This window comes from Clostridium sp. 1001271st1 H5 (assembly GCF_005845215.1).
Taxonomy (GTDB): Bacteria; Bacillota; Clostridia; order Lachnospirales; family Lachnospiraceae; genus Enterocloster.
In genome coordinates, this window is sequence record NZ_SPHO01000026.1 from 19,678 (window position 1) to 34,982 (window position 15,305).

General features: G+C 53.5%; 15 protein-coding genes. 13 read left to right on the forward strand and 2 right to left on the reverse strand.

Annotated elements, in window-relative coordinates; translation table 11 throughout:
* The first annotated feature begins 54 nt into the window (after positions 1–54).
* The 4 genes from dctP to FGS84_RS26480 are packed head-to-tail and all read left to right on the forward strand — an operon-like array spanning position 55 to position 4,895.
* A complete protein-coding gene (dctP, locus tag FGS84_RS26465) occupies positions 55–1,068 on the forward strand; it encodes a TRAP transporter substrate-binding protein DctP (protein ID WP_243130094.1) in 1,014 nt (337 codons plus the stop codon).
* The gene (locus FGS84_RS26470; protein WP_138311218.1) at positions 1,065–2,534 is read left to right on the forward strand and encodes a sensor histidine kinase; all 1,470 of its coding nucleotides are present in this window, start codon (positions 1,065–1,067) and stop codon (positions 2,532–2,534) included. Before dctP ends, FGS84_RS26470 begins: the two co-directional genes overlap by 4 nt.
* Positions 2,527–3,765: a response regulator gene (locus tag FGS84_RS26475; RefSeq protein WP_138311219.1), complete on the forward strand. Its 1,239-nt coding sequence runs from the start codon at positions 2,527–2,529 to the stop codon at positions 3,763–3,765. The genes FGS84_RS26470 and FGS84_RS26475 overlap by 8 nt, the downstream gene beginning before the upstream one ends.
* On the forward strand, positions 3,762–4,895 hold the full coding sequence (locus tag FGS84_RS26480) for a TRAP transporter substrate-binding protein (protein ID WP_138311220.1): 1,134 nt from the start codon (positions 3,762–3,764) through the stop codon (positions 4,893–4,895). Before FGS84_RS26475 ends, FGS84_RS26480 begins: the two co-directional genes overlap by 4 nt.
* A gap of 31 nt (positions 4,896–4,926) precedes the next feature.
* Here FGS84_RS26480 and FGS84_RS26485 read toward each other — a convergent pair whose 3' ends face one another.
* Positions 4,927–5,805, reverse strand: coding sequence for an AraC family transcriptional regulator (locus FGS84_RS26485; RefSeq protein WP_138311221.1), 879 nt, complete (start codon positions 5,803–5,805; stop codon positions 4,927–4,929).
* Entirely contained in the window at positions 5,802–6,923 is a 1,122-nt protein-coding gene (locus tag FGS84_RS26490) for a C45 family peptidase (protein ID WP_138311222.1), read from the reverse strand. Before FGS84_RS26490 ends, FGS84_RS26485 begins: the two co-directional genes overlap by 4 nt.
* 233 nt (positions 6,924–7,156) lie before the next feature.
* Here FGS84_RS26490 and FGS84_RS26495 point away from each other — a divergent pair, with 233 nt between their 5' ends.
* From FGS84_RS26495 to FGS84_RS26535, 9 genes are all read left to right on the forward strand, one after another.
* A complete protein-coding gene (locus FGS84_RS26495) occupies positions 7,157–9,073 on the forward strand; it encodes a DUF6320 domain-containing protein (RefSeq protein ID WP_347563895.1) in 1,917 nt (638 codons plus the stop codon).
* A gap of 42 nt (positions 9,074–9,115) precedes the next feature.
* Complete coding sequence (locus tag FGS84_RS26500; RefSeq protein ID WP_138311223.1) at positions 9,116–10,096, forward strand: alpha/beta hydrolase; 981 nt, start codon at positions 9,116–9,118, stop codon at positions 10,094–10,096.
* A 149-nt stretch (positions 10,097–10,245) separates the two neighbouring features.
* On the forward strand, positions 10,246–11,319 hold the full coding sequence (gene spoIIIAA, locus FGS84_RS26505; RefSeq protein WP_138311224.1) for a stage III sporulation protein AA: 1,074 nt from the start codon (positions 10,246–10,248) through the stop codon (positions 11,317–11,319).
* Complete coding sequence (locus tag FGS84_RS26510) at positions 11,306–11,839, forward strand: stage III sporulation protein AB (RefSeq protein ID WP_138311225.1); 534 nt, start codon at positions 11,306–11,308, stop codon at positions 11,837–11,839. Before spoIIIAA ends, FGS84_RS26510 begins: the two co-directional genes overlap by 14 nt.
* A 94-nt stretch (positions 11,840–11,933) precedes the next feature.
* Positions 11,934–12,128 (forward strand): stage III sporulation protein AC, encoded by a 195-nt coding sequence (gene spoIIIAC, locus FGS84_RS26515; RefSeq protein ID WP_002569682.1) that lies wholly within the window; start codon positions 11,934–11,936, stop codon positions 12,126–12,128.
* A gap of 27 nt (positions 12,129–12,155) precedes the next feature.
* On the forward strand, positions 12,156–12,542 hold the full coding sequence (locus FGS84_RS26520) for a SpoIIIAC/SpoIIIAD family protein (RefSeq protein ID WP_138311226.1): 387 nt from the start codon (positions 12,156–12,158) through the stop codon (positions 12,540–12,542).
* Positions 12,539–13,810: a stage III sporulation protein AE gene (locus FGS84_RS26525; RefSeq protein WP_138311227.1), complete on the forward strand. Its 1,272-nt coding sequence runs from the start codon at positions 12,539–12,541 to the stop codon at positions 13,808–13,810. The genes FGS84_RS26520 and FGS84_RS26525 overlap by 4 nt, the downstream gene beginning before the upstream one ends.
* A gap of 112 nt (positions 13,811–13,922) precedes the next feature.
* A complete protein-coding gene (locus FGS84_RS26530) occupies positions 13,923–14,591 on the forward strand; it encodes a stage III sporulation protein AF (protein ID WP_138311228.1) in 669 nt (222 codons plus the stop codon).
* Positions 14,545–15,297, forward strand: coding sequence for a stage III sporulation protein AG (locus FGS84_RS26535; protein WP_138311229.1), 753 nt, complete (start codon positions 14,545–14,547; stop codon positions 15,295–15,297). Before FGS84_RS26530 ends, FGS84_RS26535 begins: the two co-directional genes overlap by 47 nt.
* Positions 15,298–15,305 lie beyond the last annotated feature (8 nt).

Here is a 15,305-nt window from a genome sequence, read left to right on the forward strand (position 1 = left end):
CCAAATCCCTCAGCTTAGGTTGAGGGTATTTGGTGTTGTGGAAAGGAGGGAGTTATGATACAATGTCCGCAAAATTCATTTTCCCAGAAAGGAAAGCCTCACGTGACTCTGAACGTTCATGCGCCTGTTGCGGCGAATTTGAAAACCGTCCTGATAACAGCCCTGTCAGCAGCGCTCATGGCAGTGTCCGTCCTTGCTGCCGGCTGCGCACCTGCTGCAGGACATGATAATCCGGCAGGCCCCCGGAGCCAGGCCGTAATCCTCAGGATGGCGGAAACCATGCCTGAGAATCATCCCTCCGCCCGGGCCATGGCTCATTTTGCAGAAATGGTGAGCCGGGAAACCCAGGGCCGGGTAACGGTTAAAATTTATTATAACAGCAGCCTGGGAACCCCCACGGAAATCATTGAACAGGTTAAATTCGGCGGTATTGCCATGGCCCGCGTCAATGTCCTGGAGCTGTCGGAGGAAGTGGAATCCATCCGTAAATTCTTTGTTCCCTCCAACTTTGCGGACGGGGATGCCCAGTCAGGGTGGATACACAACAATGAGGAGACGCTGAGGGATGAGTGCCAGATGGACCGCATCACGCCTCTGGTATGGTATTATCCAGATTTCAGGTGCTTTTATGGTACGGACAGCAGCTTTGCGGACAAAAAAGATTTGCAGGGAAAGAAAATTGAGAGCAGCGATTCCGCTCTTATGGCGGAAATATTCCGGGACATGGGAATCGAGCTGGCAGGCTCGGTCAATACCAACACCTACAAATCGCTGATATCAGGCAATATCGACGGTGCGGAGTCCTCGTTTTCTGAGTTTATATGCAATAACTATGACCAGTATATCCATTTTGTCACCAAAAACGACGCATGGTGCCTTCCGGATGTAATGATTATTAATACGGAAAACCTTACCTCCCTGTCCAAGGAAGACCGGGAGGCCGTGGAAACCTGTGCTAAAAGCACGTACCAGTACCAGAAACAGGCCATGGAACAATTCCAGCAGATATGGGTGGAAACGCTTACGGAGGAGCCGGAGGTCAGCTTCAGCGAAGGAGCGTTTAAATGAAAAAACTAAAATTCTGGTGGAAACAGTTCAGCTTTTCAGTGGGAGCTCAAATCAATGGAGTGCTGCTGCTTATGCTGATACTGTTCCTTTCATTTTCCATCTACAACCATTCCCTGTTCAGCCAGTTTAGCGCCAGATATCAGAAGGAAATCAACCAGTATTACTCCATACTGGAGCTGAAAAGCCATTTCCTCCAGAGCGGCGTTCTGTTTGGGGAATACATGAAGACAGGAAACCGGACCACTCTGGCGGAGTTTAATGATACCTATGAAAAAGCCAGGGCGGTCATAGACATTTTGTATACAGAAAGTACCAATGAGGAATCCTGGTATCTTCTGCGGGGCATTGACCAGTCCTTTGAGTCTTATTACAGTGAGTGCTGCAATGCCTCCTTTCTGTTTAACGGCAATGATTACCGGTACTACGACAGCTACTACTACAGCCAGACCATCGGCGGGTATCTGGAGAAATATACAAATGAACTGCTCCAGTACGCCCTGGAATCCAGCGTGGACAGCAACCGGGAGCTGACCCACAGGCGGAATGTAATGACTGTGTTCAACATGGGAGCCGTGGCAGCGGCCGGCATACTCATAGCCGCATCGGCCAGCTACATTTTCGTGAGGGTGACCCGGCCCTTAAACGAGCTGAAAAAACAGGTGGAGGAGATAGCCAGGGGTAATCTGGACGTGCATGTCAGGGAGAGCTCCGGGGAAAATACCGTGAGCATGCTGTCGCGGGCATTTAACCATATGGCCTTCAGCCTGAAGGAAAAAATAGAGAGCGAAAAGCAGCTTCTGGTGGAACAGAGGAAAAATGAGGAATATGAAAAGCTGCTGAGCCAGGCCCGCTTCCTTGCGCTGCAAAGCCAGATTAACCCTCATTTTCTATTCAATACCCTGAACAGCATCAACAGGACCGTTATGCTGGGACGCCAGGAACAGGCGCTGACCATGCTGGATTCACTGGCAGTGCTGCTGCGCTATAACCTGGCGGATGCGCAGGCACCGGCTCTCCTGGGCGAGGAGCTGGGGATTACGGAGGAATATCTGAAGATTCAGAAAATGCGTTTTTCATCCAGACTGAATGTGGACATCAGGCATGACCGGGGGTTGGAGCAGGCAGTGATGCTTCCGCGGTTTACCCTGCAGCCCCTTGTGGAAAATGCGGTTATCCACGGTCTGGAGCCAAAGGAAGAAGGGGGAGCCCTGATTCTGGATGTCAGGAAGGCAGGGGCCTATATACGGATACGAATCTGTGACAACGGAATGGGAATGGAAAGGGAACGTCTGGAGAAAATCAGAAGACGTCTTTCGGAGCATCAGTCGGAGCGGATTGGAATCTGGAATATATGGCAGAGGCTTTCCCTGTATACGGGCAGGGATGACAGCCTTAAAATCATGAGCAAAAAAGGTGCAGGTACCATTGTCAGTATTTATCTGCACAGGGGAGAAGAGAATGTATAAAATATTAATTGCAGATGATGAGGAACTGGAGAGGGAGGCCCTGCGCTTTTTCATAGATGAGTCCTCCCTGGATATAGACCAGGTCATAGAGTGCGCCTCGGGAACCGAGGTCATTAAACGGGTTATGCTTGACCGGCCGGATATTATGGTGCTTGACATCAATATGCCCGGCCTGAACGGGCTCCAGGCCCTGGAGAAAATCAAATGCCTGGATTACAGGTTCCGGGCTGTATTCTCCACGGCCTATGATTATTTTGAATATGCAGTGGAGGCCCTGCGCCTGGGAGCAGTGGATTTTATGGTAAAGCCTGTGAAAAAGGAGGCGTTTATCAATGTAATTATGCGGGCTGTTGACGAGTTGGATGCGGAGGCGGAGAAGGAGTACCGTGAGACAAAGCTTCTGAAGACCCTGGACATGATGGAGGGCAAGGTGGTGGGCGACCTGGTGCTGGGCAATATGCCGGAGGAGGTGCTTTACTATCTGGATTTAAAACATATCTCAACTGAGTGCAGCGGAAATTGTTTCTGCATCCGTCTCCAGGGTTCACCGGATAAATGCGCAAGGCAGAACCTGTTTAAGGCTGTCAGGAAAGAGTTTGGTTATCTGGACCTGACAGTCATGTTCAGCGAGGCAAACCACATGGTTACAGCCATTGTTTTTTGCCGTGAACCGGAGGCGTTTCCGGGAATTTTCGGGAAGATGGAGGAATTACTGGCCTCTGTTTTAAGGCAGCAGCAGACAGTCTTCATAATGGGAAGCGGGACTCCCTTTACGGATGTCAGCCAGATAGAGGAGAGCTATGGGATGGCCCGCGAAAGGGTGGGGGACATGGCTGCCCGGACTGAGAGCAGGGAGGAGGGACCGGAATCAGACAGCGGCACGCCCAGGGAGGTGGAGGGAATCTGTTCCTTTATACAGGAAAATTACCGGAAGCGCCTGACCCTGGACATCATTGCGTCGGAGGCAGGGTTCAGCAAATACTATGTGAACCGTCTTTTCAAGCAATATATGGGTACCACGGTGGTGGATTACCTGATTCGAATCAGGATGCAGAAGGCAAAGGAACTGCTGAAAAACGAAACCTGCAGCATCAAGCAGATAAGCGGATTGGTGGGATATTCGGAGCCAAACTACTTTACATGGACATTCAAGAAAATGGAAGGTATGTCTCCGCTGAAGTTCCGGTATGAACAGGCGGAGGGGCTCAGGGAGGAGAAGGACGGGGAATGAGAAAAAAGTACAGGGCATGGGTTCTGGCGGCGCTGCTGGCGGGTCTGGTGTTTGGAGGATGCGGCGTGCTGGGGGAACCGGATAAGGGGAAGACGTCGGCAGGGACAGACCGGCAGGCAGGCACAGAGCAGGCGCCGGTCCCGGGACATCCGGTAAGCGGAGCAGATATTTCAGGGAAGGATGTTCCGGCAAACAAGCCCGAAAAGATATATTCCATGCAAATAGGCCATTCCCAGCCGGTGGACAACCCGCGCCACCAGTCCTTTCTGCTGTTTAAGAAGCAGCTGGAGGAAAAAACAGGCGGCGGAATCCAGGTGGATATCTATCCGGCCGGCCAGCTGGGCAGCGAGGCTTCCATGCTGGAACAGGTCTGCGGCGGAACCATCCAGGGGTTTCGCGGGGGACAGCTGGAGATAGTGCCAAAGATGCTTGTGTTCTCCCTTCCGTTTCTCTGTGAAAACAGAACCGAGGCAGAACGGCTGGTAAACTCTGAGTTTGCAAGGGAAATCAGTTTGGATTCAAAAAAAAGCGGCGCCACCATTTTGGGAATCGGCGATGCAGGGGGATTCCGGCAGTTTTCCAACAGCATACGGATGATTCGCCGGCCGGAGGATTTAAAGGGGCTTAGGATGCGCTCCAACGGCATGGATACCATCAATAAAACCCTGGAGGCCCTGGGGGCCGAAGTCATGACCGTGCCTTACAACGACCTGTATATGGCTTTGAAGGCAGGCGCTGTAGACGGTCAGGAAAATCCCTGGGTCAATTCCTCGGGCATGCGGTTTTATGAGGTCCAGAAGTATTTCACGGAAGTGAATTACCAGTTCCACCCGGAGCCTTTTTATGTGAATACCAGCTGGTATGAGTCGCTGCCTCAGGAGTACCAGGAAATTCTGGCGGAATGTACGGCAGAAATGATGAAGGAAAACAGCCGCCTTATTGATGAAAACCAAGTGCAGGCAATGGAAAATATCCGGGCCAACGCTGAAATCCACACCCTTTCCAGGGAAGAACGGCAGGCTTTTGTGGAGGCCACGCAGACCGTGTATCAGGAATACATGGACAGCGGGCTTCTGACCATGGATGAGCTGGCCCGGATGAAGCGCATTATCAGAGGAGAGGAGAAGTAGCGATACCTGTCAAGACCATGGCCTTTATGGGTTATTGGACAGGAATATAGATGTCAATCTGGCTGCCGGGATGGTGAAACCCAAGAAAGCGCTGGTCATACAGCTCAAAGTCATCCCTGGCGTCCAGCTTTTCCTGGGTGGTAAGGGACCAGGTGCCCCAGATATACTGGTAGGTCAGAGGCAGGCTTTTTAAGGAGCCTGTGTGGGTGAATACGGCATACTTTCCGCCGGGAATGGTCCGGTACACAAGGGGCGGAGGCAGGACGGACCTGGAGCTGACCTCCACGGACACCACCTCGGAAAACAGCAGCTCATGATTCATGGTGTACAGGTTATTCCCCTCATCGCAGGACTGGCATATGCCAAAGCCCCGGCCGCCGGGAACCTGGCCGGGAATCTGGGGGATGAGCTCCAGAAAACGGGACCAGAGCTGTGGAATCTGGTTGTCCTTAAGCGTGGTGGTGCCTCTCAGACCAGCGGTGAGAACAGGGGGAATCTCCACAATCTGAGGGCGGACCGTCAAGGATTCCGTCAGGTGGGCCAGCAAATGCTGGTCTGCTTTGGGTTTCTGGCTGATGATGACATCCAGACGGTTTTTCCGGTAGCCGGCCGGGCTTGTATGGTAGACTGCTTTGAATGCCCTGCTGAAGGCTTCGCTGGATTCAAAGCCATGGTCCAGCGCAATGTCAATGATGCGTCTCTCCGTGTACACCAGTTCCCTGGCGGCATCGGACAGCCGGCGCTTTTTCACATAGCTGCCAACGCTCTCCCCAAGGACGGCGGAGAACTGGCGGTTTAAGTGATAATAGGAATATCCGGCCGCCCTGGCGGCATCCTCCACGGTGAAGGATGCGGTCAGATGGTCTTCTATGAATAGAATGGCTCTTTCGATTGCCGTATTGTAGTTCATATGAGGCTCCTGTAAGCAAAGATGGATGGGTCTGCTGTCCGGTCCTGTATTTGGATGTCAGCGGTTCCCTGGGGAAATGGACTGTCGAAGTTGAAATCCTGCCAGCCGTTTTCCTGGCGTCCTCCCCAGCACAGGGAAAGACTGCCCCTGACAGGGTCCATGACCATGCTCTTTGTGGTACCGAAAAATTGGCTGTAGTAGCTGCATGACAGGCCTTTTGGATAAGGGGTCAGAAGGAAATCCTTCAGCTGTCCGTCCGTGATGTCCTGCCCATGTTGTTTGAGGAAAGCGGTAATATTGTCATACCGGCGGATGGAGTGGACGAATGCCCTGGGTTCATGGGGAATCAGCTCATCCAGGACCGGATGGTTGGTGGCATAGAGGGCCTGTTCCCCGGAATTCCGGTCAATGGACTTCACTGCCATGCGTCCGTCCAGGGTTTCCACCAGGGCGCAGCAGCCTTCCCTGTCCAGCAGAATCAGGTTCAGGTTATATGCCACCGGCATGTCCCTGAGCATGGACAGGGCATCTTGGACATTGCGGCAGTTTTCAAGCAGGGTACGGACCACGGCCCAGAACTGCAGGCCGGCGGCTGCGGGCCTGCGCATCTCAGGCAGCGCTCCCACAGGAAAACCGCAGGAGCTCATGGTAACGGTCAGGCCCATCTCATTGATTCCGTCATCCCGGCCGATTCCCAGAACGCTGGTGCCTATATGCGTGTATTTTCCTGTGATGCAGGTTTTTATGACAGTAAAGTCCTCGGCCTCGTCATTGAATTCATAATTCCGGGCCGCCATGGGATGTCCGGAGGCTGTCAGGGAAGGCAGAAGGGCCAGGTGGCTGCAGCGCGGCGTAAGCCAGGTCATGCCGTAATAGAGAACCTGTTCCGGGGCGCAGCCCAGGGCATGGGCAAAACCAGCCAGCTCCCCGGTAAGTCCCGGGCACCAGCGCCGGAAACACTGGTCGGCCTCTTCAAGCTGTGCAGGGCCGAAGCCTGGGAAGCCGCCTGAAAGCTGTTTTTTCAGGCCGGGGATGGATGCCAGACAGCTGCCTAAGCGGCGGCCTGCCTCGTAGCTGCTTCCTGAGAGCTCTATGGCCTGTGTACGGATAAGTTTCATAGGGATACCTCCTCATGTTGTTATACCCCTATTTTAAGTGAAATAAAGGATTCATCATGATATTTCCTGCGGAATTTACGGGATGCACGGCCCGGCTGGTGTTTATGTGTCCAATATAGCATACATGCGGCAGAAACAAAAGGCATGGGAAGGGCGTTTACAGGTGAAAACTGCTGCAGGGGAAACAAAAATTAAGTATAATATAGTTGTGATTGCAGGATGATAGAGATATAATGGCAGAAACTACAGTTTGCGCCGGACCGGCAGGAAATCTGCGGGAAGGGCCGGCAGAAAGGGGCGCTATGAAGAAAAATCCCCAGGGAAAACGCTGGCACAGGCTGGATAATACAGGGAAGATATTTCCTATGATTGCCAATGAAAACCTGAGCAACGTATTCCGAATTTCCGTAACACTGAAAGAAGAGATAGACCCCGGACTATTGGGTCAGGCGCTGGAAGAGGTCCTGCCCTGGTTTGGCGGGTTTAAGGTAAAGCTTAAGAGAGGGTTTTTCTGGTATTACTTTGAGGAGAACAAACGCCAGCCCTTTGTTGAGCAGGAGAACAGCTGGCCCTGCCGTTATATTGACCCCAAGAGCAACCAGCTCTATTTGTTCCGCGTAAGCTATTATGGCGCCAGAATCAATCTGGAGGTATTCCATGCTGTGACCGACGGCATGGGGGCCGTGAATTTCCTGAGGGAGCTGACCGCAGGCTACCTGGAGCTCAAACGGGGAGGGCGGAGAACCGGGGAACGGCCGGGGGAAGGCGTGTCCACCCAGACAGAGGACAGCTATCTTAAGCATTACCGGAAAATGCGGACCAGGCGTTACAGCTCCTGCCCTGCGCTGCGCCTGACCGGGAGGTATATTCCCTTTGGAGGAGAGAGCGTGGTCCACGGTTCTGTGGATACAGGGGCACTGAAGGCCGTCAGCCGCAAAATGGGGGTCAGCATTACAAAGTACCTGACAGCCTGCCTGATTTGGTCTGTTTCCAGGGAATACCGGGAGGAAGGCCGGGAGGGACGCCGCATCGGGGTAAACCTGCCTATCAACCTAAGGGCCTTTTTCGGCTCCAATACAGCTTCCAACTTTTTTGCGGTGACTGCCATTGACCACGAACCCGGCCGCGGCAGGGATGAATTTGAGGAAATCCTTGCATCTGTGTGCAGTCAGATGGACGAGAAGATAGTAAAGGAAAAGCTGGAGGAAACCATTTCCTACAATGTTTCAAACGAGAAGAAGTGGTATGTCCGCATCCTTCCCCTGTTTGTCAAGTGGCTGGCCCTTGGATTTATTTTCCGCCGCAATGACAGAGCCCACACCATTACCTTATCCAATATCGGCCTCATATCCATGGACCGGGAATATGAGGATGATATTGAAGGGTTCAGGATGCTGATTGGCGTGTCAAAACGCCAGCCAGCCAAATGCGGTGTATGCTCCTTTGGAACCAGGACAGTCATCACCTTTACCAAGGTATTTCAGGATGCCAGGCTGGAGGAATGTTTTTTCGGACGCCTGAGGTCAGACGGCATTCCGGTGGAGCTGGAGAGCAACGGCGTCATCATGCCGGAGGCTGATAAGGGAAATTATCCGGTGATTCAACACGATGAGAGTATATGGAAAAAATTGGTATTGGCCTGCTATGGGGTGCTGGCGGCAGTGGCGCTGTTTCTCGGGCTGGTGAATATCGCCACCTATGACGGGCTGTGGTGGTCCGGGATTGCCATACCGGGCATTGCCTATGTGGGTCTGACCCTTCGGTATTCCATTCTGCGCCACGCTAATTTAGGTAAATCACTGCTGATAGAAACCATAGGAATGCAGATTCTGCTTGTGATGATAGACCGGGTTCTGGGATTTGAGGGTTGGTCCGTGAACTACGCGGTGCCGGGAACCATTCTGTTTGCCGATGTGGCTGTGGTGCTGCTCATTCTTGTGAACCGCCTGAACTGGCAGAGCTACTTTATGTACCAGATTGCCATTACGGTTTTCAGCTTTATTCCGCTGATTTTATGGGCCGCAGGGCTGGTCACCCACCCTTCCATGGCAATCATAACCGTGATTCTGACCGTGGGAATCCTGGCCATGACTATTTTTCTGGGTGACAGGAGATTTAAAAATGAACTCATCAGACGGTTCCACCTGTGACAATGGAGGGACCCTGCATTTACAGAGAGGATACAGATAAGGATGCGCAATAAAAAAGTGAGTATACGGGGGGCGCTGGTGCGGGATATGATTCACGACATCATGGAAACGTCCCTGGGAAAACCCATCCAGACAGGGGAATTCAGGAAAAATCCCGTGGAACCGGCCTGGGTATGCCCATCTGGCTACGAGTATGAAATCATTGACAGGGAACCCTTTAAAATGGAATATCTGAAGCCGGAGGGAGTGGTTACCGGCAGGGTGGTGCTTCAGCTTCACGGAGGCGGATATATAGGACCCATGAAGAATATTTACCGTAAATTTTCCGTGCGGTACAGCCGTCTCAGCTATGGAGGCGACGTGCTGACCGTGGACTACAGGGTGGCGCCGGAACACGCCTATCCCGCGGCCCTGGAGGATGTGATTCATGCCTATCAGTGGCTGATAAAGGAAAAGCATTACAGGCCGGGCCAGGTGGTGGTGGCCGGCGATTCGGCCGGAGGCGGCCTGGCCCTGGCCCTGTGCCTTTACCTCAGGGACCACGGACTGCCCCAGCCTGCCGGGCTGGTGCTCATGTCCCCATGGGCTGATTTGACCTGCGGCGGGGACAGCTATGAGTTTAATTTTGAAAATGACCCTCTTTTTGGCAATTCACGGGAAAGTATGCTTTATAATTCAGCCTATATTGGCCAGGCCGACCCGAGGGAGCCCTATATGTCGCCGGTGTTCGGCGATTTCCGGGGACTGCCCCCCATGCTTCTTCAGGCAGGCAGTCATGAGATGCTCTTAAGCGATGCGCTGGAGGTAGCCCAAAATGCCCGCTTGGCCGGGGTGAAGCGCCGGATTTCTGTGTATGAGGGTATGTTCCATGTGTTCCAGATGAGTATGGACCTGGTGCCTGAGAGCCGGGAGGCCTGGGACGAGGTGGCGCGGTTCATGCAGATTGTATACAAAATTGACAGGAGGCCTACGGGGCAGATTGTAAAGAAGGTAAAGAGAAGAAAACGGCAGGGAACGAATTAGAGTGAGATAAACCGGCCATTATCCGTTCAAACAGATACAGATATATCCAGTTTGGCAGCACAGCCCTTGCGGGCGGGTGCTGCCTTTTTTCCGGCTCCAGTCATATTTTTGGACACGTCTCATATATTGAGGTAAAAGGGGTGAAGAATATGGCTGGCAGGGAAGAAGTTCTTAAAATATTCCCAAAGGACCTGCGGACAATACTTGGACAGGTTACTGTGGATTTCGACAGGGTGCAGGAGATACGGATGAGGACCCAGAAACCGCTGCTGCTTATCTGCGGCGGCCGGGAATATGCAGTTAAAACAGATGGCAGTCTGGCGGTTGGGGTTCCCGACCCGCCGGTAAGGGATATACGGGGAAGCGGCCGCTGCCAGGAACAGGAGCGGTACTGGGCCAGGGCCGGAATCGTCACGGTCAGCCAGGCTCAGATGAAGGAAACCGTGGAATATATGTGCAGTTTTTCCCTCTATGCAGCGGAAGAGGAGCTGCGGCAGGGATTCATCACCATACAGGGCGGGCACCGGATTGGCGTGGCCGGAAGGACCATGGCTCTCGGGCAGGATATACGGCTCATGAAATCCATATCTTTTATCAATATACGGGTGGCCCATCAGATTCAGGGCTGTGCCAACCCGGTGATGGAATATCTGTATTCGGATGACGGCCGGTTTCTGAATACATTGGTGATATCGCCGCCCAGGTGCGGCAAGACGACCCTGCTGCGGGACATCATCCGCCAGGTTTCAGACGGGCCCAGGACCCCGCGCACCGGCAGGAGAATACCGGGAGTGTCTGTGGGGGTGGTGGATGAACGCTCAGAATTAGGGGCCTGCTATCAGGGGGTGCCTCAGAATGATTTGGGTATGAGAACCGATGTGCTGGACTGCTGTCCCAAGAGCCAGGGCATGATGATGCTGGTAAGGTCCATGGCGCCCCAGGTTATAGCTGTGGATGAGATTGGAAGCAGGGAGGATGTGCAGGCCATCGAATATGTGAGGAACTGCGGCTGCGCCCTGGCTGCCACTATCCATGGAAGCTCCCTGGAGGATATCAGGCAGAAACCGGCTGTGAGGGAGCTGATTGGACAGGGAGCCTTTGAACGGATGATTCTGCTGGACTGTCAGGGAACAGCGGGCCATGTGGCGGCTATATGGGATGGAAGAGGAAACGTCCTGTATGGGGATGGAAGGGGAAAGGAGTCGCAGAGTGGCAGTATTTAAATGGACAGGGGCAATTCTGGTGCTGTTTTCCGCCGGCGGACTGGGAATCTGGTCCGCCATGCAGTGGAAAGGGCGGCTGAGGATGCTGGAAACCCTCAGACAGATGATATATTTCTTAAAAGGTGAGATTACATACAGCCGGGCGCCGCTGGCAGAAGCCCTGGAACGGGTGGGAAAACGGGAGCCGGGACCTCTGGGAAGCCTGTTTGAGGCTGCGGCAGAGGGAATCTGTATGCAGGAGGGAGAGTCCCTTCAGGAGATATGGAGGCGGGAGGTCATGGCCTTAAAGTCAGACACGGGCCGGATTCCTCTGGAACAGGGGGATTTGGAACAGCTGGCGCACCTGGGGGAACATCTGGGTTATCTGGATGTGGACATGCAGGAACGTACCCTTAAGCTGTATCTGGAACAGCTGGATTTGACCATTGATTATCTCAGGCAGAACCAGAGGGAGAAATGCAGGCTTTACACAAGCCTGGGAATCATGGGAGGAATGTTTCTTGTGATTGTGATGTTCTGAGATTTGCCGGGAACACATGCTGTATGATTGTGGTGTGCCGGGGATTAACAGGACAGATTTGTAAATATGGATTAAAAAGATTGAGGAGACAGCAATGGGTGTAAATCTGATATTTCGCATAGCGGCAGTAGGAATCCTGGTATCTGTCATCTGCCAGGTATTAAAGCACAGCGGCCGGGATGAGCAGGCTTTCCTAACGAGCCTGGCCGGACTGGTGCTGGTATTATTCTGGATGATACCGTACATATACGACCTGTTTGAGACAATGAAGAATCTGTTTGCGCTGTAAGATGCGCCTTTTCAGGGAGGGAACCATATGACAATCATTACCATTGCGGCTGCCGGAATTGCCACGGTCCTGCTGGCAGTGCAGCTGAAGGGGCTAAAGGCGGAATACGCCGCATATATGGTCATGGCGGCAGGCGCCTTTATCTTCTTTTACGGCACGGGAAAGCTAAAGGACATACTGGAGGCCCTGGAACGGATTCAGGGCTATATCAAGGTCAACAGCGTATATCTGGTAACGCTGCTTAAGATGGTGGGCATTACCTATGTGGCTGAGTTTGCATCCGGAATCTGCAAGGACGCTGGCTACGGTTCTCTGGGAAACCAGATTGAAATATTCGGGAAGCTGTCCATCCTGGGTATCAGTATGCCCATCCTGCTGGCGCTTTTTGGGACATTGGAGACATTTTTGGGATGAAGAGATGGAAAAAACGGGGGGTCAGAAGCGCTGCCCTATGTGTGCTGACGGTGCTGCTTGCCGGAGGATTCGGACTGGCGGGCAGCACTGCTTACGGCGCCCCGGCAGACGGGCAGCTAAGGGGGCAGGGTCAGGTCATAGCGCAGGCCGCGGGGCAGGGCCAGGAAACGGAGTCAGGGGCGGACCGGGCTCTGCAGGATATGGGGCTGCAGGATGAGATGGAGGGGCTGCAGCAGTTTCTGGATGATGTTATGGGACAGCAGGACGGGGGCATGGAAGGACTCTCCTTCTGGGGACTGATGAAGGAGCTGATGAAAGGAAACCTGAAGGGGATTCTGGGGCAGACCGGAATGGGCCTTAAGAATGCACTGTTCTCACAGGTGGACAAGGGCGGCCAGATGCTGTTTCAGGTGGCGGCCATCGGCCTGATTGGGGCTGTGTTCACCAATGTTTCCTCTGTATTTAAGGGAGGACAGATTTCAGACACCGGCTTTTTTGTTACATACCTGCTTCTGTTTACATGTCTGGCCGCCAGTTTCTCCGCCAGCTTACAGGTGGCGGCCCGGGTGATGGAGCAGATACTGGAATTCATGAAGCTGCTGATGCCGGCCTATTATATGGCCGTGGCATTTTCCGGGGGCAGCATGAGCGCACTGGCTTTGTATGAATGTATGCTGGGCGCGGTGACAGGGGTGCAATGGCTGTGCAGCACGGTCCTGCTCTCCATGGTCAGAATTTATGTGCTCATGGTGCTGGGCAGCCATGTGGCGAAGGAGGCGCTTCTGTCAAAGCTGACAGAGCTTTTGGAGCAGGCCGTGGTGTGGAGTCTCAGGACCCTGACCGGGCTGGTGGTGGGCTTCCATCTCATACAGGCCATGATACTTCCCTATGCCGATGCAGCAGGCCAGGCGGGAATGAAACGTCTTATGGAAATGATTCCGGGGCTGGGCCAGGGGGCCGGCGCCATGGCTCAGATGGTCCTGGGGTCAGGGGTACTGATTAAGAATACCATGGGGGCGGCAGCCGTGGTTGTATTGGCTGTAATATCCGTTGTCCCGGTGATGAAACTGACGGTCCTCATGATTATGTACCAGTGCGTGGCCGCCGTGATGCAGCCCGTGTGTGACAAACGGGTGGTGTCCTGCGTGTCAGGCGTGTCCAGAGGCCATAAGCTGCTGCTGCAGATTGTGCTGTACTCCATGTTTCTGTTCATGATAGCCATAGCCATTACATGTGCGTCCACCAATGTGAATTATTTTGCCTCATAGGAGAACGGACGAAGCCTGGCAGGGGAGCGGGACGGGGCTTAACCGGGGAGCGGACGGAGCCTGGAGGCGGATGATAAAATACCGGAATAGCGTTCTATAAAAGGAGATGCCGATGGAAGCTGTCTATGGATGGGTAAAAAATATCATATACTACATGATTTTCCTTTCAGTGGTCAATAACCTTCTGGCGGACTCTAAATACGGCAAATACATCCGCTTTTTTTCGGGAATGGTCCTGATTCTTCTTGTGGTAAGTCCGTTTACGGGAGGACTGCACCTGGATGAGCAGATATCAGCCATGTTCCGTTCCATTACCTTTCAGAACGACACGGACGACCTGAAACAGGACCTGTGGGGAATGGAAGAACGGCGTCTGGACCAGGTTATCAGCAGGTATGAGGAGGCGGTGGCGGCTGATGTGGAGGCCATGGCCAGGGAGGAGGGTCTGGAATGTACCGGGGCCAGCGTGCAGATTGACGGCGACCGCAACAGCAGCCGTTACGGCCGGATTGAAGGAATCAGGCTGGTTATCAGCGGCGGGAAGGAGGAACCGGAACAGGGCAGCTGGGATTATATGGGCAGCCGGCCGGTGAATGTGGATGCGGGGAAGGTGGACAGCGTGAAGGTTGAGGATGTGGAACTGGGGAAAACGCCGGGAACCGGAGAAACAGAGGAATCTGAAACGGCGGCAGATAAAAAAATAAACCATTTAACAGGAAAGGTGGCGCAGTACTATGGGCTGGAAGAATCAGATATCAAAGTTCAGTGGAAAAATGACTAAGGAAAAATGGCTGTTATTGCTTCTCATAGGTGTTCTTCTCATGATTCTATCCTTTCCCCTGCCCGGAGGAAGTAAAAAGGACAGGAATGCCGGTGAACAGACCGTGGGTACCGGGACAGAGGGGGCCGGGGCTGTTCCGCTGTGGACAAAGGACAATGCCAATGGCGGCAGCGGGGCCGGCGGCTCTGTCCAGGGCGCCGCCGGAACCGGCATGGCCCAGGGGCCGGAGGGTAGCGGGGCAGGCGCATCGGACGGGACGGAGGATTCCTATCCTGCAGCGGCCCGCTCATCCGATGAAGGGTCCTATGAAGCGCAGATGGAAAACAGAATCAGGAATATCTTAAAGTCCGTGGACGGCGTGGGTAAGGTGGATGTGATGGTGGTGCTTAAATCCTCCAGTGAAAAGGTGCTCCGCGTGGACCGTTCCACCAATACCAGCACCACCCGGGAAAAGGATTCCGGGGGAGGAACCAGAGACGTGACGAACAATCAGATGCAGGAGAGCACCATACTGTCGGGAAGCGGTTCCGGCAGCAGCGGAAACGCGCCCATTGTTGAAAAAGAACTGAGCCCGGAACTGTCTGGAATCATCATCAGCGCGGAGGGCGGAGGCAGTCCAACAGTAAAAGCTGAAATTTCTGAGGCCATGGAAGCATTATTTGGCCTGCCGGCACATAAAATAAAAGTATTAAAGAGGGTGGAATAAATAAAGGA

Bases quoted from the DNA above. Each gene is read 5' to 3' on its own strand.
- dctP (WP_243130094.1), top strand. From the start codon at position 55: ATGATACAATGTCCGCAAAATTCATTTTCCCAGAAAGGAAAGCCTCAC.
- FGS84_RS26470 (WP_138311218.1), top strand. From the start codon at position 1,065: ATGAAAAAACTAAAATTCTGGTGGAAACAGTTCAGCTTTTCAGTGGGA.
- FGS84_RS26475 (WP_138311219.1), top strand. From the start codon at position 2,527: ATGTATAAAATATTAATTGCAGATGATGAGGAACTGGAGAGGGAGGCC.
- FGS84_RS26480 (WP_138311220.1), top strand. From the start codon at position 3,762: ATGAGAAAAAAGTACAGGGCATGGGTTCTGGCGGCGCTGCTGGCGGGT.
- FGS84_RS26485 (WP_138311221.1), bottom strand. From the start codon at position 5,805: ATGAACTACAATACGGCAATCGAAAGAGCCATTCTATTCATAGAAGAC.
- FGS84_RS26490 (WP_138311222.1), bottom strand. From the start codon at position 6,923: ATGAAACTTATCCGTACACAGGCCATAGAGCTCTCAGGAAGCAGCTAC.
- FGS84_RS26495 (WP_347563895.1), top strand. From the start codon at position 7,157: ATGGCAGAAACTACAGTTTGCGCCGGACCGGCAGGAAATCTGCGGGAA.
- FGS84_RS26500 (WP_138311223.1), top strand. From the start codon at position 9,116: ATGCGCAATAAAAAAGTGAGTATACGGGGGGCGCTGGTGCGGGATATG.
- spoIIIAA (WP_138311224.1), top strand. From the start codon at position 10,246: ATGGCTGGCAGGGAAGAAGTTCTTAAAATATTCCCAAAGGACCTGCGG.
- spoIIIAC (WP_002569682.1), top strand. From the start codon at position 11,934: ATGGGTGTAAATCTGATATTTCGCATAGCGGCAGTAGGAATCCTGGTA.
- FGS84_RS26520 (WP_138311226.1), top strand. From the start codon at position 12,156: ATGACAATCATTACCATTGCGGCTGCCGGAATTGCCACGGTCCTGCTG.
- FGS84_RS26525 (WP_138311227.1), top strand. From the start codon at position 12,539: ATGAAGAGATGGAAAAAACGGGGGGTCAGAAGCGCTGCCCTATGTGTG.
- FGS84_RS26530 (WP_138311228.1), top strand. From the start codon at position 13,923: ATGGAAGCTGTCTATGGATGGGTAAAAAATATCATATACTACATGATT.
- FGS84_RS26535 (WP_138311229.1), top strand. From the start codon at position 14,545: ATGGGCTGGAAGAATCAGATATCAAAGTTCAGTGGAAAAATGACTAAG.